Source organism: Candidatus Eremiobacterota bacterium, from assembly GCA_031082125.1.
Classification (GTDB): domain Bacteria; phylum Vulcanimicrobiota; class CADAWZ01; order CADAWZ01; family Ess09-12; genus Ess09-12.
In genome coordinates this window covers 23,948-44,254 of the sequence record JAVHLM010000046.1, presented here as the reverse complement: position 1 = coordinate 44,254, position 20,307 = coordinate 23,948, and the positions used below count along the sequence as shown (strand labels likewise).

The window sequence follows — 20,307 nt, the reverse complement described above, 5'->3', positions numbered from 1 at the left end:
ATATCGGTCATAGAAACTCTGCCGGGGAGGTTGGCCTTCTCATCTTATCTAAATAACTCCTTTCCTGTTTGATGAGGGAATATGCCGCGCTGCGGGACATCCCGAGGCGCTCCCTGGAGTAGTGCCCCAGGGAGAGGAAAAGCATATCCTTGTAGAGGCCGAAATTGTTGAGAGTCCGCAGGAGCCTTCCCTGGTAGAAAGAGAGGGAGTGGCGCAGGGAAGCCATCTTACGGAGGCGGGCGACCGTCTCGAAGGGATCGGCCGGAGGGCGCACCAGGGACCTGTCCGGGGTGACGGCGGTATCGGCATCGGGCCTGTGGCGTGAGGGAGCCTGGAGCTCCGGGGGAAGCTCCACGGTGACGGGCTTCCAGGGGAGAAACTCCCAAAGATGAGAGACCTCTTCAAGGTCCTTGTGGACCTGGCGGGCAAGCTCTTTTTCCCCCTCGCCGAAAGGAGCCCCGTCATCGAGGGAGCCGATTGCCCCTGCCAGGGCGCCAAGGAGAAGGGCTTTTCCCTCCAAGCCGGTGGCAGCCTCTGTCTCCCTGGAGCTGGAAGCATCGGGGCCATCGCTGCAGTGAGCACCGTCGCCGGGATCATCAAAGGATGCTCCAGAAGTCTCACAGCCCTGTGAGAATCTTCCCTGATGATGGCAGAGAGAAGCGCCTGTGGCTTCTGCAGCCCCGGAAGCGCTCTGCGCCGCCAGGCCCTTTGCCGCCGGCCTCTGATACTCCGCTCCCTGCACCTGCGTGTCCTGCGCCTCTCCATCCTGTGCCCCGATGCCCTCAAGCGGCGCCGAAGCGGCGAACTCGGCGAGAAGAGCCTCCACGAATGACTCCGAAGGGAGCTCTGCCTCTTCCATCCTTCGGAAGACCTCAAGGGCCCGGTCCCACTTCGCGGCAACGGGAAAAGGAACCCGCGCGCTTACGGCGAGGCTCCCTGTGTCCTCTTCGTCGTCATCCCCGGCGACAAAGGTATTGATGCCGCTCCCCCCGGGGCCGCCTTCAGCATCCTCCGAAGCACCTGTGCCGGCCTCACCGGCACCGGATTTATAGCTCCTCACCTCCTCCTCAATTTCTCTTATGGTGCACCGCATGGCTTTTCGGAGCCACTCCGCCTCGGTCTCAGGCGTCACGACCTGGAAAAGATACCGCAGCGCGCTCTTGCGCAGAAGCCCCTCTTCAAGAGCCTCCCTTATGAGGGGGAGCTTCTGAAGGGCCTTCGCGTTCCGCATCAGCTCATAGCCGCTCCTGGACGAGATCCCCAGCTCCTCGCGGACAAAGTCGGACACTCTCACATAGCCGAGCTTCTCGAGCTTCCCGTTGAGAGAGAGAAGGGCCTCGCCTATGAGGATATCAAGCTTCGTGCCGGCATGGGAGAGGCACCAGAGGTTCCAGTCCAGCACCTCCCCGGTGAGATCCCTGAAAATGTGGCGACAGTTCGAGCGCGAGAGCACCTCGTCGGCGCCGTACGTGACCAGCGGGAGGCCCGGGACAGCTTTGAAAACCTGCCCCCCCTCCATGACGGCCTCGTAGCCGGGATAGTCGCGGATCGCCCCGGTGTTCACGATAATCCTCCTTTCGTCTCATTATTGCTTCCATTGAGGCAGATACCCATGTATCTCTTATCTTATTATAGCACATTGAAAAGAGAAAATCAAAAGAGCTGATCGCTCAAATACCTGCCATTATTGGGTTTAAGAGCCATCACAGGATGTCCCTCAGATGGCCGGGAAAGCCTTTTGAAAGATTTTTTCACTCCAGGCCCCTGAAAGTCCCTCCAGCGAAGAAAAAAGGCGCCCTGCGTGAGGGCAAAGAGAGGGTTTTGAGAAAGAGACAGGAAAAAAGGGGAACAGACTTGTTTTCGGTTGTCATGATGCCTTTTTCCGGCGGGGAATCCCATAATAACTGCTGGCGAACGAGCCTGTGATGAAATAAGGTATGGCGATGGACTCAAGCCTTGTGGTAAGTTTTTTGAGAACCTGAAGCTGCTCCACTTCTGATCCGCCACCTCACTCTTTTTTCGATATCGTCATCCGAAAACCCGGGGTTCATCGGCAGCTCCCTTTCCTTCTCACGGGCACTTCTTCCCGGCATCTTTCATAGCTGCACGTCAGTCACTATCATCTCGTGGTCAGACCCGCCCCCATGGACTACCCTGGCCTGGCCTGCTTCCGCATCCCTGGAGACAAGCACGTGATCTATTCTCGCCGCAGGGTCTGCCTGCTCAAGGCCGAGATCCTCCGCGGAGGGAGCGCCGTCTCTCCCCGGGGTGGAATTGAAGTCTCCTCCTATTATCACGTTTCCTCCCCGCCGGCCGGAAAGCTCGCTGAGAGCCCTGTACTGGGCTCTCTGGGCTTCTCTTGTCTCATCTGCGGAGGCATCGCTGTCGGCTGTGAGATGGGCGCTCACTACCGTTCCTCTTTGCCCCCCCTCCCCGGCAAAAGTGACTCCCACTGCTGTTCTGGCCTCACCGTCGCTTGGATCATGGCCAAGTACCTTGTATTCTACACTGCCAGGGATTATGGCGCCTTTTTCATCGCGGGGGATCTCCCTTCCCGGGCCAAGGAGCACCGAGTTTCCGTACTCACCGGGGCCCCTTTTGTCCGGATCCTTGTTGGAGGCTTTTGAATTTCCGTAAACCATGCTGTAGCTGTCGCCATTTTCTAGCCTGGCGGTATAGACAGTGAGGGGGGCCTCCAGGCCCTGGTGATACACGGGCTCTCCATTTCCATTCACCACGGGTCTGCCGCGGCGGTCAAGGCTCTCCCTCGTGAGGGTCATGGTCTTCTTCTCGCCATTGTGCCCGGTAGCTTCATAGACCACATTCGAGCTTGAGGGGTCATATTTCGGGCTGCCGTTCCCGTCAAGAACCGGGTTGCCCCTGTCATCAACGCTGTAGTAATTGATTTCACCATCCCTGAGCCCGGGAGGCAGGGATTCCCTGAAGACATCTTTCAATAGCTCCATGTTGTAATCCATGCCGTTCTCCCGGTGCGAGACCTCCTGGAGAGCCACTGCATCAAGGTTGCCCTGCACCACCTGCCGTGCGAGGTGATCTGACGTTTCGTCCTTGAAATTTTCGCGCATTTCCTCATTCCCGCCTGCCACGTTGTAAGTAGCCATATGAAGGCTGCCGCCGTTATGGGCCCCCTCGTTATTCTCCTCTGCCGCCCGGGCGCTTTCCATGTTTCCCTGAGCCACGGCGGCAGTCATGTTTTTTTTCATAGTGCCGATGGATTTCCTGAAAAAATCACGGAGAGAATCGGGAGGGTGCTTTTCGCGTGAAACGGCCTGTTTCCCGTTCTCAAGTGTTGTTTCCTGAGACAGGCAGGAGCCGTCTTTGAGGCTTTCTGTGGGAGGCTCTTTCGGCTTTGTCTCCCCCGCCTTCCTGGAAGCCGCATACTCAGTCTTTTCAAAAACTCTGGCGCTCTCTATCCTGGAAATCTCTTCCTTCATAGTCATTCCTCCTCAAGAGACATGCACTGTCTTATCACGCGGGAGCCTTAAAAATTTCTGAAAATCACTGTTGAGCCTTCGCATTTGTTACTTCAAATTCCAGGATGAATTTTGAGCCCTTCCCCCGTTCAAGCCTGATGGTCCCCCCGAGCTGCTCCGCCAGCATACCGACAAGCTGCAGCCCGAACCCGCTGGAAGTGGCGATATCAATCGATTCAGGGATACCGGTCCCGTTGTCCTCCATGGTGAGTATCGCGTGGGTATCCTTCTTCGAAAGGGTCACGCTTATCAACCCCTTATCCCTGCCGGTAAAGGCATGCTTCATAGCGTTCGTGATTAATTCATTGAGAATAATGCCGAGAGGAGATAAGCTTTCTGCGTCAAGAGTGAAGTCATCAATATGTTTTTCAATTGCCACAGACTCCTTACCGGGAAATATTCCGGCAATTTCATCGATCAGGGCGCCCAGGTACTCCGTCGTGAATATCTTTCTGAAATCGGAAGACTTGTAGAGTTTATCATACAGAACCATCATGCTCTGGACGCGGCTTATGGCATCCTCAATGGAGGAAACGGCTGCCGGGACCTTCAGTGTGCGCGACTGCAGATAGAGGAGGCTTATGAGGATGATCATGTTGTTCTTAATCCTGTGGTGCACTTCGCGCAGGAGCAGTTCTTTTTCTGCAAGGAGGCTTTTGATATGTTCTTCCGCCTGCCTGCGCTCGGTGACGTCCCTGTGAATCGCAGTATAGGCATAATTTAGACCATTATTGTCTTTTAAAGGCATCACCTTATACTCGCAATGAAAAGTTGAGCCATCTTTCCGCCTGTTAAGGGATTCTCCCATATAGGTCTTTCCAGATGCAACTGTTCTATATATTTCCTGCTGAATCTGCCCCGCCATCGGTTCGGCATTGAATATACCCGGTGTTTTGCCTTTGATTTCATCCAGCGTGTAGCCAAAAAATTGTTCCCCCACTTTGTTGATATAGATAATGGCAAAATTGGTATCAGTGGCAATAATTGCATCAGATATGTTCTCGGTAATAGAGCTCAGGAAACGGAGCTGTTCCTCTGCCTGCTTGCGCTCCGTGATGTCCTTCGCGAAACCGATGATCTGACAGTCTTTCAGTTTTACGGCGTCAACTGACCACCACCGCTTTTCGCCGTCCTTCTTGATGAAATGCCCCTCGCCATATGCCCGGCCGGTGGACATGGTGCGCAGGAAATGCTCGCGGGCCAGTTCCCGGTCTTCAGGAGGGATCAGGTCTATCAGGTTCATTCCCAGGAGCTTTTCTTTTGAATAACCCGAGATTACCGAGGCAGCGGTGTTGACATCTATGAAATTTCCCCTTTCATCGGCCACTAAAACTGCGTCAGGGGAATATTCCACATAGCTTCTGAAGCGTTCTTCGCTCTTCTGAAGCGCTTCTTCTGCCTGCTTGCGCTCGGTGATGTCACGCACAACATGTACCATTCCAGTGATATTATGGTTGGTGTCAAAGCGCGGCAGGGCCTTGATCTCGACAAATTTGTCAAGATGAGGCTCAAATAGCTCAGTCGTGGTAGGCACTCCGGTCTTCAATGTCATGCAGCTCGGGCATCCCTCGGGAGGACAGTTCTTCCCGTGATAGGCCTTGAAGCATTTAATGGTCAAGATGTCGCTCAACGCACGTCCCAAACCGCTTTCTGCGGCTTTATTCGCGCGCAGGATATTAAAATCCGCATCGTGGATGGTAATCATGTCGTTTATCACGTCAAAGGAGTCTTCCCAGTCTCTTTTCGCCTCCAGCGCTTCCAGCTCCGCCCGCTTGCGCCCGGTGATGTCCTCACCGGAACTGAGTATTCCGATGATTCCCTCCTTCTTATCATTGAGCAGCGTATTGTGCCAGAGAATCGTCCTTTTATCGCCACTTTTCGCGATCACCTGGTTTTCGTACGTCGCCATATTATCGATTTCTCCGTTCATCAGCTTTCCGAAAACTCCCAGGACTTCTCTCTTTATTTCTTCCGGCAAACAGGTATCGAACCAGTTCTTTCCGATGAGCTCTCCCGCCTCATAGCCGAGCAGCCTGTGCCCGCTTTCGTTCAGCAGGGTGATGTTCCCCCGGGGATCCAGGGAAATAATTATTTCAGCGGCGATATTGAGGTATCTTTCAGCAGTTTCTTTGCTCTCCCGCAGTTTACGGTTCGTTCCGGTGAGCTCCTCGTTCTTGCTTTCCACATACACATGAGCATTAAACAGCTCGAAAGCCATCTCTATTGAAGACAAAAGCACGAAGTCGCCGGAGTTCTTTATCACGTAGCCGTAGCGGGTGATGCCGCGCACCTTCTCCACCATCTCCCGCTCAGAATGCGAGGTGAGGAAAACGATGGGGATATTCTGGACTGCGAGGATCCTTTTCGCGGCCTCGGTGCCGTCGATCCCTTTGCCCAGGTCGATATCCATCAGCACAAGATCTATAGAGGGATCGGTTTTTATCGCATCAACCGCTTTTTCACCGGAAAGGGCAGTTTTCACCTCATATCCAAGGTGCTTTATGGCCTCTGCTTCGGCCATTGCGATAATCGCCTCATCTTCGACGAGGAGTATCTTTTTACGGGCAGTGTCGTTCATCTTTGGCGCGTCCTCCGCTTCATTGTTTCTTCTGTATGGAAAGAAATCCCTTTATCGCCTCCCTTACTTGATTCAAAGGGGATCAGGCGGGTGGGGTGGCTGCCCTGCCGAAGACTGGACTTTTTCTTATATGAACCGGGGCGGTAAGGAGTTATAATGGAGATGGCCCACTATGAGCCGGCGGTAATTCCTGTTGTGAGACCGGCAGCGCTGCTGAGAGTGCGGTAAGTGCATAGTGCCATATATTCAAAGAAAGAAGGAGACAGCATATGATGACATTCACCAGAAAGATCCTCAAGAGCCTGCTGGAAGCGAACAAGCCCCCCTGTGTCTCGATATATATGCCCACCCACCGCGCGGGTAAAGAAACTGAGCAGAATCCGATCCGCCTCAAAAATTCTCTTAATGAGGCAGAAAGGCAGTTGATGGAGAGGGGCCTTCCCCGCCTTGAAGCGGAAAAAATCCTGGAGCCGGCCCAGAAACTGCTGCAGGACAGCACTTTCTGGCGGTACCGGAGCGATGGCCTTGCATTGTTTCTCTCGCCTGAGGTTTTTTATCACTATATATTCCCCTTCATATTTAAAGAATCTGTGGTCGTTGATGATCATTTCCATTTCAGGCCTCTTTTGCCTCTGCTCGCCGGCGACAGCCTCTTCTATGTGCTGGCACTCAGCCAGAACAAGGTGAAGCTTTTTCAGGGCACTCGCTACAGCGCGCAGGAGATTGTCCCGGAGGACCTTCCCGCTGGTCTCGCCGAAACCCTTGCGGTCCAGGATTTCGAAAGGCAGATGCATTACCACAGCTCGTCGTCGAGGGGGACCGGCAGGCGGCCGGCCATCCATCACGGGGGAGGCGGCAGCGGCGATGACAACAAGGAAGACATTCTTCACTATTTTCAAAAGATAAACACCGGCCTTCATGAAGTGCTCAAAGACGAGCACGTTCCCCTGGTGGTCGCGTCTGTTGACTTTCTTCTTCCTCTTTACCGGAAAGCAAATACCTATCCCCATATGATCGACGCGGGAATTCCGGGTAATCCCGAAGATCAGAGCGCGGAGAAATTGCATGAGAAGGCCTGGGCGGTATTACAGCCTTATTTTCAGACGTCACATAGTGAAGCTGCATCCCGATATCGGCAGAATGCCGGTACGCCATCCACTTCCGACAAGATTGAGGCAATCGTGCCGGCCTCCTGTAACGGGCGCGTCGAAACACTCTTCGTCGGAGCGGGGAGAGAGAAGTGGGGCACCTTCGATGTTACAACCGGAAATACCATAGCCCATGAGAACAAGGAGCCCGGCGACAGGGAGCTGCTGGATTTTGCCGCGCTGTGCACCTTGCAGAACGGCGGAACAGTTTTCGCCGGGGAGCCTGATAACGGCTCCGGCGGCTCTCCAGTGGCTGCCGTGTTCCGTTACTGATATTCATATGCCATCCCAGGCTCCAGAAACCACCGGCACACACTGGCACTGCGAGACAGTGGATAAAGCGCTGGAACTCCTCGGGGCCTCCACGAACGGGCTTGACGCAGAGGAAGCGGCCAGGAGACTGGCTGAACATGGACCTAACGAGTTTGCCTCCGGTAGGCGGGTGTCCAAGCTTCTCCTGCTGCTCAGCCAGTTCACCAGCCTTCTCGTGGTGATTTTGATCATATCAGCAGTCATTTCACTTTTTTTAGGCCAGTATATTGAAGCTATTGCAATTATTGTGATAGTCCTTCTGGCGGGCTTTCTGGGCTTCTTACAAGAATACCAGGCAGGGAAGGCCATAGAATCGCTGAAGCGCCTTGCCGCTCCCACTGCCAGGGTGATAAGAGGCGGCAGCGAGAAGGAGATTCCATCGCGCGAGGTGGTGCCGGGCGACATCATTCTGCTTAAGACAGGCGACATGGTGCCCGCTGATGGACGCCTCACAGAGGCAATAAACCTTAAAGTGGGAGAGGCTGTTCTCACCGGGGAGTCCATGCCGGAAGAGAAGCACACTGAGCCGATAGCAGATCAGGATTTACTCCCCGGCGACCGGAAGAACATGGTGCACATGGGCACCACCACCACCTCAGGGAGAGGAAGGGCGGCGATAACTGCCACTGGTATGGGCACAGAATTCGGAAAGATCGCCGGGCTTCTGAATAAAACCGAGCGGGAGCGGACACCGCTGCAGAAAAATCTGGATACCTTTGGAAAGTGGCTCGGCATCTTTGCCATTGCCCTCTCCGCGGCAACTGCGGTGCTCGGTATTTTCAGGGGCCACAGCATCATAGAGATGTTCATCTGGGGTGTGGCCCTGGCAGTGGCGGTGATCCCGGAGGCTCTTCCGGCAGTGGTCAATATAAGCCTTGCCATCGGCGTCCGCCGGCTTGTGAAACACCACGCACTTATCAGGAAGCTCGCGGCGGTTGAGACGCTGGGAGCCACCACGGTAATCTGCTCTGACAAAACCGGTACGCTCACGCAGGACGAGATGACAGTGCGCATGCTGTACATGGATGGCAGGACCTTTGAGGTGACCGGTGCGGGGTATTCCCCAAAAGGTGAGATTAGAGAGAATGGTGCATTATTGGGAGCTGATGAGCTGGAATATTTGAAGCCTGCTCTTGTGGCAGGAGCGCTCTGCAACGATACAATACTGCAGGAGCAGGGCGGCGAATGGAAGGTCGTGGGTGATCCCACCGAAGGTGCGTTCCTGGTGCTGGCGAAAAAGGCAGGCATTGACCCCGCCGCGCTCCACAATGAACAGCCCCGCACTCAGGAGATTCCTTTCACCTCGGAGCGGAAACGGATGACCACGGTGCATACCACGCCCGAAGGGATTATCGCTTACAGCAAAGGAGCTTACGAGGTACTGCTTGATGGCTGCAGCAGAGCTGTACAGCATGGCAAGGCGGTGCCGCTCACTGATGAAATCAGGCGGGAAATAGCACGCCATGCCGGTGCGATGGCCGGCCAAGCGCTCAGGGTGCTGGCTCTGGCATACAGGAGTATAAATGCCGCTGAGGATCCGCTCGCGGCGGCCGAAACAGGGATGGTCTTCATTGGCATTGCAGGGATGAGCGATCCCCCGCGTCCGGAAGCACGGGAAGCCCTTGCCCGGTGTACCCTGGCGGGAATAAGGCCGGTGATGATCACAGGTGACAACATGGATACCGCAGTAGCGGTGGCAAAAGAACTGGGGCTGCTCAAAAGGGGCTGTGTGCTCACCGGTGCGGAGATCTCAGCCATGCCGGATGACGACTTCGACAAGTCAATCGGCGATATTGAAGTATATGCGAGGATCTCACCGGAGCACAAGCTGAGGATCGTGAATGCCCTTATGAAGAAAGGCGAAATCGTGGTGATGACCGGAGACGGCGTGAACGATGCACCGGCACTCAAAAGGGCTCATATCGGTGTCGCCATGGGGATCACCGGAACAGATGTAAGTAAAGAGGCATCGGATATGATTCTCATTGATGACAACTTCGCCTCTATTGTTGCGGCTGTGGAAGAAGGGCGCAGTATCTTCGATAATATCCGGAAGTACCTTGTCTTCCTTCTGAGCGGCAATCTTGCCACGGTGGTGGCTATGATCGTCGCACTGATCGCGGAGCTTCCGCTTCCGCTGGTTGCGGTGCAGATCCTCTTCATCAACCTGATAATGGACGGCCTGGTGGCGATTGCCCTTGGTGTCGATCCGCCGCAGCCAGGGATCATGGAGCGCCGGCCCAGGAATGTGAAAGAGGGGATCATTGACGCTCCTGCGCTTTACTATATCGCCGCGGTGGGAATCTGGATCGCGCTGGTGACGCTGGGGCCCTTTCTCTGGGCACTCCATGCCTCACTTGGTCCGGATAAAGCTATGTCCATCTTCTTTGCCACTCTCATTTTCGCAAGAATCTTCAACGGCTTCAACTGCCGTTCCCGCGAGCATTCGCTCTTTACGGTCGGTTTCTTCGGTAACCGGTGGCTCTGGCTCGCCTCTCTTGTTTCGGCGGCATTCACGCTGCTCTTGCTGTACCTCACTATTTTCCATGCGCCTTTTAAGACAGTGCCGCTGGGGCTGAATGAATGGATGGTGGTTCTGCCGGCTGCTTTCAGCACCTTTGTGGCAGTGGAATTGTGGAAGCTCGGGCGCCGACTCCTGGCTCCCGTCCTCCGGCACTGACCCCGGCCGCCTCCTTATGGATGTATGCTGATGCGCAATGAAAACCGCTTTTATGTCATTGAATCCCGCTCCATCTCATTTTTCATGGTCAGCGGTGCTTCACCTGCCGCCGAATGCAGGCGCACATCAAATACAGGAGTCTCGACAAGATGAAAGGTGGATGATGCCAGGGCAACTTTGCCCCCGCTGGCATCGATCTCCTCAAGGATCCTCTCAAAGAGGCGATCCCTGATAGTACGCCGCCACTTATACTCGACCACATAGCGAAGGGTGAGCTCAATCCAGTTATCGTTGGCCACCATGAAAACCCGGGGCTCAACCGAGGCATCTTCGATGCGGTAATTTTTCACCATATTTTCCCAGGACTCCCGGGCTATGGGAACATAGTCACCCACCACCTCCTCGGCAATTTTGCCCAGCATGCGCCTGGCATGTTTCCAGTCGCTCCCGTACTTTAACGGGATTACCAGCTCATCCCAGAGATAGGGGAAGTCTCCGGAATAATTATACACTGGCTCAGTAAAGACAAAACTGTTGGAGACACTCACAATCCTTCCGTTATAGGCATCTGCGTTAACCCATTCGCCCAGTTCCATCAATATGGTGCGGAATACGCCTATGTCGATAACATCTCCCTTGACGCCGCCAAGCAGCACGCGGTCGCCGATACGGTAGAAGTTACCCATCATTATCGCCACCCACCCGGCAATACTGGTAATGACAGTCTGCAGGGCAAAGGCAACGCCGGCGCCGGCCACGCCAAAGGCCAGCGTCAGGCCGCCAAGCCTGTCCCGGAAAACGCTGATCACCAGAAGAAAAGCCAGGACATAGCCGATTCCTGCGGTGAGCTTCTTAAGCGGGTAGACACGCTCGATACTATTTATCCGGCGCTCAAGAGTACGCTGCGTAAAGCGGACAATGATGATGAGTATGATAAGCCCCAGAATGAGAAAAACCACTTTCACTGCCGTCGGGTCGTTTAACCAGCCATGGAGTATACTTTCCAAGCGATGCATCAGTTCTACCATCGAGAACCTCCTTGTGTGACTATGTAAAGCAGAGGGAATATTTTTTTGGCTCCTCTCCTGAGCTGAGAGAGGCCGAGAGCGATTCCAAATACAGGTCCCATAAGAGGGGCGACGAGCATAGCACCAATAACTACCGCCGTGCTGTTTGCCAGGAGCCCGCAGGCGGTGATTATTGTTGAGAGCATGAGCAAAACATAGTATGAATACCGTGCTGTTGATATTTTGTCGATGCCCCCATGGATTTCAACCTGTCGCTCCACAGTGACTTTCAGCTTTTTTACGATCACCAAGACTTCTCCTTATGGTGCCTGCGAGGGTACCGGGTATTGTCCCCGCCCTGATGAATGTGTGACAACTTCTCACTGTATATCATCTCTCTTTTTCATGATGCATTCAATAGGAAAGATTCTGGTTTTTCTTGATTATTGTAAAATTATGCGATACCGCCTGTTCTTAAATCCCCAGCAAATGAAGGTGATGTCCGGGTGCCCGTCAGGGCAATCTCCTTTCATTTCATTCACTGCAGAGCTGAGGGATCATGGAGAGGATAAGAAGCAGGTCGTAGTGTGCGGTGACGTACTTTTTTCGGCACTAGCCGGGTTCCGGGTCACCTGCAAATTTTAACGCTATCAGCAGTCACTGCGCAGAGGGGCCTGAGCCGTTACCGCAAGAAGAGCTGAATTACTGCGCCTGCCTGATACCTAAGATGGGGACGAAAGCCTGCTGGCTGTAGAGCCATGCAAAGGCCTGCATATCCCGCTGGGTGAGGTGCACCGACGAGAGGGACGGATAGCGATGACGGTGCATGGCCTGATACATGATGTCGCCGCTGTCCTGGGAGTGCCCCAGGCCGATAACGTGGCCCAGCTCCTGCATGAGAATCTCCGCGAGGTTCCCCTCTGGAATGCGAGTGTTTGGCTCCATCGTAATGCCCTTGACTCTCTCGACCTCATCGCCCGAGTACCACCAGACGCCCCCCGCGGCATAGGGCGGGAGGCCCTTGCCCGACCAGTCCAGCGTCACGTCGGCCTCCGAGAGGCTCCCGGCGCCTGCGAAGAGCGGCGCCATTCCCAGGCTCCGTGCGGCATTGTTCCAGCTCTCGATGGCATAAAGGAAGACCTGGCGGAAGCGGTCGTCATTGGAGTAAATGAGAAGAGGCGACTGGCCCTGCAGGCGGCATGGCCTGCCGTACTGCCTGAGAACCTCGAATCCCCCGGGAAGAGCTGATGAGGCCGATGTATCTGCCTGGGCCGCAGCCGGCACGGCAGACATGAAGAGCAGGAAAACCATTGTCTGAGTGATGAGTGAGAGCAGTAATCTCCTCAAAGGGTGGCCGGTTCTATTTTCATAAGAAAAAGTGTTCATCGTGTGCTCCTTCGGATGCCGACCTGTCCGCAGAGGGGAGAAGGACCCGGAGGGGTTATGACGTTGTCCTTCTCCCCCTGCATTATACAATACCCCATGCAGGAAGCTTATATTCCATGTATTTCAGCGCTCCTGAAAATGAGGCAAGCCCCGGACACTGGTTACAATGCCCGGGGCTTTTCACTTTACTCTGATTGTTAAAAGCACCTCTTGATGTGCTCTCGCTCACCAGATTCCTTCAGGTTTACTTCATGCCCTTATTGGGTGAATCCGGCGATGAATTGCAATTTCCCTTTCCACCGCGGTGATGCATCCCTCCTTTTCCCTGGTGCTCTTTCTTCTTAGCTTCAAACTTCTTGTACTGCTCGGGAGTGAGAATTTTTTGAAGCTCCTTGGTGCGGGATTCTTTCAATGCCTTACCCTTTGCTTTTTCTTCAGACTTGATTGAGCTTATCTTCTCTTTCTGCACCTCGGTGAGATTGAGACCGCTCATAAATCCCTTACCCTTTTTGCAGTTTTCTCCTTTGGCGGAGCTTTTCTCCGAGCCGGCAGAGTCCTTGGGGCATCCCCTCATCTTACCTTTTCTTTCCGCCATGCTGCTGTCCCATAACTTCTGCTGTTCCGGAGTGAGGACCGTTCTCACGCGGGCGCTCATCTCTTCCCTCTCCGCCATTCTCTCTGCACGGTTTTTCTCCATGAGAGTTTTGAGCTGCCCTGCCTGAGCATCGGTAAGCCCGAGGTCGCTCTTCATCCGGTCCAGCATGCATCCCTGGTGCTTTCCCCCGGTGCTCTTTCCGCCGCCTTCATAGGACATTACAAGCGAAGTCACACTCACCGCAAAGACGAATATTACCGTTACTACAATTAAGATTTTTAAAGAACTGCTTTTCATATGTCACCTTTCTTATAATTTTACCTTGCTGAGTCTGATATAATAAGGAGCCTCATAAACTCCCTTTCATATATCACCTCTCCTTTCGCTTTCCCCTCAGATGCTTTGACCCGGCTTTTCAAGAAAAGTTTCTCATCGTGAATACTATTTTCACTTCCTGCCATTGAGAAGACCTCATAAAGAGACAGGCCCTTCAATGAGAAGGCTGATGCGCTTGTTCTTATCATATGGGTGCGGCTTGGAGAGGGGTAGGTCCGGGTGCTTTTTGCAAGCGCGAAAAGGTTTTCACCGGATGAAGGTTGAAATTCATGACATCATACCTTCAGGAATCGCACTCTTCTCCTGCCACGGTTTACAGCCAGCCGCACTTCAGTACCTGACCATGGGGAGGCAAATATCACCGAAAGTATGAAAATGCTCTCCGTGATGATGAGGGGGAGAAATACGTGGATGAAATAAAAGAAAAGCCTTCGCCGTGGGGGCATATTTTTTCAATAGCCGCCGGAATCATTCTCCTCATTGTCGCGCTTGTCATTGCGGTCGCCGTCGTCAACAAGTTCAAAAAGCCCGGTCAGATGGGCGTCATCGAGAGCCAGTCCATGGATATGTCAGTCATGCAGCCTCCCCAGGGCAGCTTTCCAGTATCGACAGCGACAGTCATAAAGAAAAACTTCAAGATAAAGACCTCCACCTACGGAAGCATCCTTGCCCGGAGCGAAATCGACATCTTCCCCCGTGTCACCGGGCGAATCATAAAGATGTCGGCCTACCCCGGCGAGCAGGTGAGCGAAGGTCAGGTGCTCGCGGAGCTCGATACTGCAGAGCTTTCCTCGCGGGCTAATGAAGCCCTCTGGGGGGTGCGCTCCTCTGAAGGAGAGAGAGCGGTCATCGAAGGAAAACGCAGGAGCCTCACCTTCGACCGGGAGGCTGCGAAAAATGAACACGAGGCCGCAGGAGCGGAGGTAAGGGATGCAAGGGCCGATCTCTCCTACTGGACAGAGGAGTATGGCCGCGGGACATCGCTTTTTAAAGAAGGGGCCATTTCGAAAGACGAGTTCCAGTTGACGGAATCGAAATACCGCTCCGCCGGCGCACGTGTCGAGGCGGCGCGAAAACGGGAGAGCGCGGCGCAAAACCGGGTGAGCTCTCTCAAATATGCGGAATCGTCTGCCCGGGCGGAGCTCAGCAAGCAGGAGGCTTCGGTCATTCAGGCGAAAACCGCGGAGCAGACGGCACACATAGTTCTTGGCTATACAACGCTTCAGGCGCCTTTCCCTGCCTACGTGACGGCAAGGCTTGTTTCGCCCGGCACGCTTGTTTCGCCCGGCACTCCCATCCTTCGCCTGGCTGATCTGCGCAAGGTGAGAATTCAGGCCGTGCTTGCCCAGAAAGATATTGCTTCAATCCGCAGGGGAAACAGCCTGGAATATGCCCTCCCCTTCGCTCCCGATACATGGCACAGCGCACCCATAACTGCTGTCTTTCCGGCTGTCGATCCCAGGGCGCGGACGGGAATCGTCGAGGCCCTCGTCGATAATGCCGACAATCAGCTCCTTCCCGGCGTCTATCTTTATGTGAAGGTGACCACCGCCACTGCCCGGTCAGCGCTCCTTGTGCCCTCAAGAGCGGTGATCCAGAACAGGGATTACCAGAACCGGCCTGCCGTCTGGCTTGTAAAGGATGAGGGAAATGGGGAAGTCTCCCTCTATACCTGCTCCATGCACCCCGAGGTCATCACCCGCAAGCCCGGCGACTGCCCCAAGTGTGGCATGGTTCTCATCCCCAGGGAAAGCACCGGCGGCCTCCATGTCTATCTCACCACCGTGAAGCGGGGACTATCTGACGGCACCGATACTCAGATTATCGAAGGATTGAAGGAAGGAGATGAGATAGCCGTCGATGGGATAGAGGATCTGCAGAATGGTAATATGGTGACGCCGACTGCATGGGGACGGGGAGGCCCCGAAAAAATGCCCGGGCCCCACGGATCAATGCCCGGCGGCATGCCGGGAATGCCCGCGGAATCGCCCATGCCCGGAGCCATGCATGGAATGCCCGTGGAATCGCCCATGCAGTCCCGTTCCCCGGAAGCCGGAAAATCCCCGATGGAAAAGCAGTATACCTGCCCCATGCACCCCGAGGTCATTTCCAGCAAGCCCGGCAGCTGCCCGAAGTGCGGAATGAAGCTGGTACACAGATGAGCGCGGAGAAGCATATCCGCCGGAGGGCAATGAATATCTCGGAATGGTCCATCAGCCATCCCTACGCCATAATCTCATTTTACCTCGGCGTCGTGGTGCTTGCCCTGCTCGCCATATTCTATACCCTTCCGCGGCGCATGATGCCCTATGTCCAGAGCCCCCTCATAGGTGTCGTCACCACCATGCCCGGCCTCTCAGCCCAGGAGATGGAGATGTATATCAGCAAGCCCATCGAGGAGCAGCTCGTGTCGGTAAGGAATCTCCGCTACATCCGCTCCACCTCGCAGGACGGCTTCTCCATAGTCTCACTGGAATTCTCATACGGCACCGACATGAAGAAGGCCCTTTTCGATGTCCAGGCTCTCATGAACATCATCCAGGCAAACCTCCCCGTCACCGGGGCGAACCTGAAGCCCTCGTGGGTTCTCCCTATCGATCCTCTCAATATTCCCATCCTCTCAGTCGCCCTTACGGGAGAGGGGTGGGACCCGGTGCGCCTCAGGGAATTCGCCGACAACACGGTGAGCAACATTCTCAAGACCGAGGAGAATGTTTTTTCCGTGGTGCCCTTCGGCGGGTACCGCAGGCAGGTCCAGGTCATTGTCGATCGGGACAGGCTTGCATCCAGGAATCTCTCCCTGCTGGACGTCAGGAAAGCCATTGATTCTTTTAACGTGAGCCGTTCTGCAGGGTCGATCACCCAGGGCACGAGAGAAGCCATCGTGCGTGTCGATAACAGGGCGCTCTCCGCCCGCGACATCATGAATTTTCCCATTGCCTCGATGAGCCTCTCTCCCGGCGGCCGTGAACAAGACTCTTCACCGCAGGACAAGGATTTCCCCCGCATCGTCTATGTGAAAGATGTGGCCCAGGTGCTCGATACATACTGGGAAAGAAGAAGCGCTTACCACTATGTCCATGACGGGAAGACCGAGCCTGCCATCGAGGTTTCCATAATCCAGAATCCAGAGGCCTCATCGGCAAGGATCGTCCCGCAGCTCATGAAGCGCCTCAGGCAGCTCGAAAAAGAGAACCCGGGAATCCGTTTTCAGGTTGCCTATGATAACTCCCACTTCGTGAACATCCTTTTCAGGAATATGTTTGAGGAGCTTCTCGTGGCGGTTCTCCTCACCGGTCTCGTGGTGCTGCTGTTCCTGGGGGAATGGCGCGGTGCCCTCATTTCTCTCCTCACGATTCCCACGTCGCTTGCCATCGCCATCCTCTGCCTTCTCCCGATGGGGATGACACTCAACAGCGGCACTCTTATCGGCCTGCTCATCTCAATCGGCCGCCTGGTTGATGACTCGATCATCGACATACATGCCGTCGAGCGCCACCTTCGCATGGGCAAGGACCCCAGGACCGCGACGATAGATGGTATAACCGAGGTGCGCCTGGCCGTCCTCTCCTCTACCTCGGTGCTCATCCTGGCCCTGGTTCCCCTGCTTTTCTGCGGCGGCATCGTGCAGGCCATGTTTGTCGAGCTCGTATGGCCTCTCATCTTCGCCCTTCTCGCCTCGACGCTTGTGAGCTTCACCCTCACGGCACTGCTTGCCTCGAAATTACTGCGCCCCGAAGAGGAGCGGGAAGGTGAAAAAAAATCTCTTCCTTATCGCCTGATCCTGAATCCCATCCAGAATCTCCTGGAAAGAATGGAAAAAGGCTATGGCCGGGTCATTGCCTGGATGCTCAGGCACCGCTTCTCCAATCTTGCGCGCATCCTTGCCACCGTCATTATCGGCTTCGCCTTCTATTATTTCATCGGGAGCGAGATGATGCCGCTGGCCGATGTCGGCCAGGCATACGGGATTCTGGAAATGCAGCCGGGCACCTCCTTCAAAGGCACCGAGGAAGCGACGGGGAGAGTCGAGGAGATCATGAAGAAGCATCCCGAGATAAAATCAGTCTCTACGGAAATAGGCGTCGAGACGATGTTCGAATCCTTCAGCCCCTTTTTTACCGGCTATTCCATGCCTGCCGTGAACTCGGCCTCTTTCATGATAACCTTAAGCGACAAGGATGAGCGGAAAAAGACCATCTGGGATATCATGGATTCGGTTCAGAAGGAAGCAACCGCAACGATCCCAGGCATCAGGCGCCTCCAGATAAAAGAGATGGGCTCCGATGTCATGGCTACTTCCTCGGCCCCCATTCAGATCCTGGTATTTGGCAAGGATCTGGCATATCTCGATCGCCTGGGTGCTCAAGTGACCGGTATTGCGGCAAAAACTCGCGGTATATTCCAGGTAGCCTCTTCCTGGTCACTTTCGAAGCCCGAGTACCGCATCAAGGTTGACCCCGTGAGGGCGGCCGAAGCGGGGCTTTCACCCGAGGCTGTCTCCCAGCAGGTGTACTATGCCACCAGGGGCGGCCTTACCGATGAATTCTACCGCCTCCCCAATATCCGCCAGAATACCATACTGATAAGATACCGGGAGGGTGATCGCCGCACCAGTGAGGATCTCGGGAACATCCAGCTTGTGGCGCCTGACGGAAAAAGTGTTCCTCTGAAATCCCTGGCTTCCATCGAATCCCTCAGCGCCCCAAGCCTCATTGAGCATGACGGCCTTCGCCGCGTTGTCACCATCATGGGCTACTACCGCATAGGGTACCCCACGTCGATGGATCTCTCAATGAATATCGTCATGGATGCCATCGCGAAAGTGAATTTTCCGCCCGGTTATGGCATAGAGATGCGCGGTGACATGACGCAGATGATGGACTCGTTCCGCCGCCTCCTTTTTGGCCTCCTGCTTGCCCTCATATTCATATTCCTGATCCTGGTGGCCCAGTTCCGGGGATTCCTGCAGCCCCTGCAGATGATCTTTTCCATTCCCCTGGAGCTCTCCGGTGTATTCATAGCCCTCTGGCTCGCCCACCAGAGCTTCTCCACCGTCTCCATCATGGCGGTCATCGTGCTCACCGGCATGGACATCACCACCGCCATACTCCTTATCGACATGATAATGAAAAACCGTGATCATGGGATGGAGCGCAACAGAGCCATTATCGAGGCATGCCCCACGCGTCTTCGCCCCATCCTGATGACCTCCCTCATCACCATCGCCGTGATGATTCCAGTCTCCCTCTTCCCGAAGACCGGGATGGATGCATACTCTCCACTGGGGACGGTCATCATAGGCGGCCTTGCCATGGGGACAATCCTGAGCCTTTTTGACATTCCAATCATGCACACCTATGTCGATGATCTCATCGCATGGATCCATCGCGTCTTCCTAAAAAAGCCATGGATATGGCCTGTCCGGGAAGATGAAGCGGAGGTGAAAGAGCCTTGATGAAGCTGGCGCTCTCCACGCTCATTCTTCTGCTGCTTTTTGCCTCCCCCTGTTCTTCTGACGAGCCTGCAATCGAAGGCCCCCTCGACATGAAAGGTGCCATCGAAAGGGGATTTCAGAATTCACCGCGGCTGAAAATTGCCCGGGCCGGGGTCAAGTCCACGCAGGCCGAGACCGGCGAGGCGAGGAGCAGGCTCGAGCCGGCACTCTCTGTAAATGGCGTTTACTCGACGGGCGACATGCCCATGCTCATTTCATCAGCACCGCTGGTAATGCCGCAGAATATCATCAGGCTTGAAAACAACACCTCGGGCCTCCTCAATGCCATGATAATGGCTCCTCTTTATACCGGCGGGACTTTCAGCAACAGCGTCCGGGCAAGGGAGCGTGACGAGGCGGCGGCCTCATGGGAGGAGAAGCGGGTCCGGCTGGAGCTCGCCATGGAGATAAAGACCTCCTATCTCCAGGCCCTTTTTCTGGATGAGTCGCGTAAAGCTTACGAGGAGCTCCTCGCGCTGCAGAATGAAAATGTGAAGCGCTCCGGGGAGCTTTACGAAGCCGGCAAGATACCGCTTCTCTATCTTCTCAGGGCAAAGAATGAAAGGGCTGCGGCAGAAAGCTCCATAAACAGGCTGAGAGCAGCCTTCGAATCAGAGAGGGCATCCCTCATGGCCCTCCTTGGGGGCGATACCCGCTCGGCGCAGGAGCTTTCCGAGGCCTTTGTCCCATGGGAGTCACCGGGAGAGAGCGGGGCCCTTCGCGCTTCTCTCGAGAGCCACCCGGTACTTCTTCGATTCAATGAAAAGATTGAAGCCGCGCGGCGAGAGGCTCATGCAGTCGAAGGCGAGTATCTTCCCCAGGTCTATGTCTTCGGCATGGGTCAGGCCATAACCCCGACGCGCACCGATCCAAACCCGGGGTACTCAACAGGCATCCTGGCAAGCGTGGCCATTGGCGACGGGGGATCAAGAAAATTCCGGAGGGATAAGGCCCTGGCACTCCTCGAGGGCCTCATTGCCGAGAAGGAGGCCGCCCGTCTTACCCTTGAGAAGGAGCTCATAACCGCCTGGAAGGCCATGGATGCTGCAGACAATAACACAAAGCTCGCGGAGGCTGCCCTCACTGAAGCCGCCGAGGTGCTCAGGATTGCAGGGCTCCGCTACAGGTCAGGCAAGGGGATCTCGCTGGAAATCATCGACGCCCAGTGGAGCCAGGCAAAAGCCCGGCTCATGAGGCTCGAGGCAATAAGGGACCATAACATTGCCGTGGCAAGGATCAAGTACATCACAGGGACATGGTAAAGAGAGCGGGAG

The 20,307-nt window shown here is 55.0% G+C and carries 14 protein-coding genes; 5 read left to right on the top strand and 9 right to left on the bottom strand.

Features of this window, described 5'->3' with window-relative positions; all coding sequences use genetic code 11:
* Positions 1-7 precede the first annotated feature (7 nt).
* From RDV48_29570 to RDV48_29555, 4 genes are all read right to left on the bottom strand, one after another.
* Positions 8-1,564: a hypothetical protein gene (locus RDV48_29570; GenBank protein MDQ7826985.1), complete on the bottom strand. Its 1,557-nt coding sequence runs from the start codon at positions 1,562-1,564 to the stop codon at positions 8-10.
* 303 nt (positions 1,565-1,867) lie between these two features.
* Positions 1,868-1,993, bottom strand: coding sequence for a hypothetical protein (locus RDV48_29565; protein MDQ7826984.1), 126 nt, complete (start codon positions 1,991-1,993; stop codon positions 1,868-1,870).
* Positions 1,994-2,096: 103 nt separating this feature from the next.
* On the bottom strand, positions 2,097-3,455 hold the full coding sequence (locus RDV48_29560; GenBank protein MDQ7826983.1) for an endonuclease/exonuclease/phosphatase family protein: 1,359 nt from the start codon (positions 3,453-3,455) through the stop codon (positions 2,097-2,099).
* A gap of 64 nt (positions 3,456-3,519) precedes the next feature.
* Positions 3,520-6,072, bottom strand: coding sequence for a PAS domain S-box protein (locus RDV48_29555; protein ID MDQ7826982.1), 2,553 nt, complete (start codon positions 6,070-6,072; stop codon positions 3,520-3,522).
* Between the two features lie 269 nt (positions 6,073-6,341).
* Here RDV48_29555 and RDV48_29550 point away from each other — a divergent pair, with 269 nt between their 5' ends.
* Together RDV48_29550 and RDV48_29545 are read left to right on the top strand one after the other, a co-directional pair.
* Complete coding sequence (locus RDV48_29550; protein MDQ7826981.1) at positions 6,342-7,493, top strand: hypothetical protein; 1,152 nt, start codon at positions 6,342-6,344, stop codon at positions 7,491-7,493.
* 7 nt (positions 7,494-7,500) lie between these two features.
* Positions 7,501-10,212 carry a cation-translocating P-type ATPase gene (locus tag RDV48_29545; protein MDQ7826980.1) on the top strand — a complete coding sequence of 904 codons (2,712 nt, stop codon included), beginning with the start codon at positions 7,501-7,503 and terminating at the stop codon, positions 10,210-10,212.
* Between the two features lie 50 nt (positions 10,213-10,262).
* Here RDV48_29545 and RDV48_29540 read toward each other — a convergent pair whose 3' ends face one another.
* The 5 genes from RDV48_29540 to RDV48_29520 all read right to left on the bottom strand — a co-directional run bounded on the left by RDV48_29540 (position 10,263) and on the right by RDV48_29520 (position 13,724).
* Entirely contained in the window at positions 10,263-11,240 is a 978-nt protein-coding gene (locus RDV48_29540; GenBank protein MDQ7826979.1) for a mechanosensitive ion channel, read from the bottom strand.
* Positions 11,234-11,530, bottom strand: a complete 297-nt coding sequence (locus RDV48_29535) for a hypothetical protein (protein ID MDQ7826978.1) — start codon at positions 11,528-11,530, stop codon at positions 11,234-11,236. Before RDV48_29535 ends, RDV48_29540 begins: the two co-directional genes overlap by 7 nt.
* Positions 11,531-11,921: 391 nt before the next feature.
* On the bottom strand, positions 11,922-12,605 hold the full coding sequence (locus RDV48_29530; protein ID MDQ7826977.1) for a matrixin family metalloprotease: 684 nt from the start codon (positions 12,603-12,605) through the stop codon (positions 11,922-11,924).
* A gap of 244 nt (positions 12,606-12,849) precedes the next feature.
* Positions 12,850-13,497, bottom strand: a complete 648-nt coding sequence (locus tag RDV48_29525; protein MDQ7826976.1) for a hypothetical protein — start codon at positions 13,495-13,497, stop codon at positions 12,850-12,852.
* Between the two features lie 20 nt (positions 13,498-13,517).
* Complete coding sequence (locus RDV48_29520; protein ID MDQ7826975.1) at positions 13,518-13,724, bottom strand: hypothetical protein; 207 nt, start codon at positions 13,722-13,724, stop codon at positions 13,518-13,520.
* 219 nt (positions 13,725-13,943) lie between these two features.
* On the opposite strand from RDV48_29520, the gene RDV48_29515 reads away from it, so the two are divergent.
* Genes RDV48_29515 through RDV48_29505 form a run of 3 tightly spaced genes read left to right on the top strand, consistent with a single transcriptional unit; the run spans position 13,944 to position 20,295 of the window.
* Positions 13,944-15,698: an efflux RND transporter periplasmic adaptor subunit gene (locus RDV48_29515; protein MDQ7826974.1), complete on the top strand. Its 1,755-nt coding sequence runs from the start codon at positions 13,944-13,946 to the stop codon at positions 15,696-15,698.
* Between the two features lie 29 nt (positions 15,699-15,727).
* Positions 15,728-18,994 carry an efflux RND transporter permease subunit gene (locus RDV48_29510; GenBank protein MDQ7826973.1) on the top strand — a complete coding sequence of 1,089 codons (3,267 nt, stop codon included), beginning with the start codon at positions 15,728-15,730 and terminating at the stop codon, positions 18,992-18,994.
* Entirely contained in the window at positions 18,994-20,295 is a 1,302-nt protein-coding gene (locus RDV48_29505; GenBank protein MDQ7826972.1) for a TolC family protein, read from the top strand. Before RDV48_29510 ends, RDV48_29505 begins: the two co-directional genes overlap by 1 nt.
* Positions 20,296-20,307 lie beyond the last annotated feature (12 nt).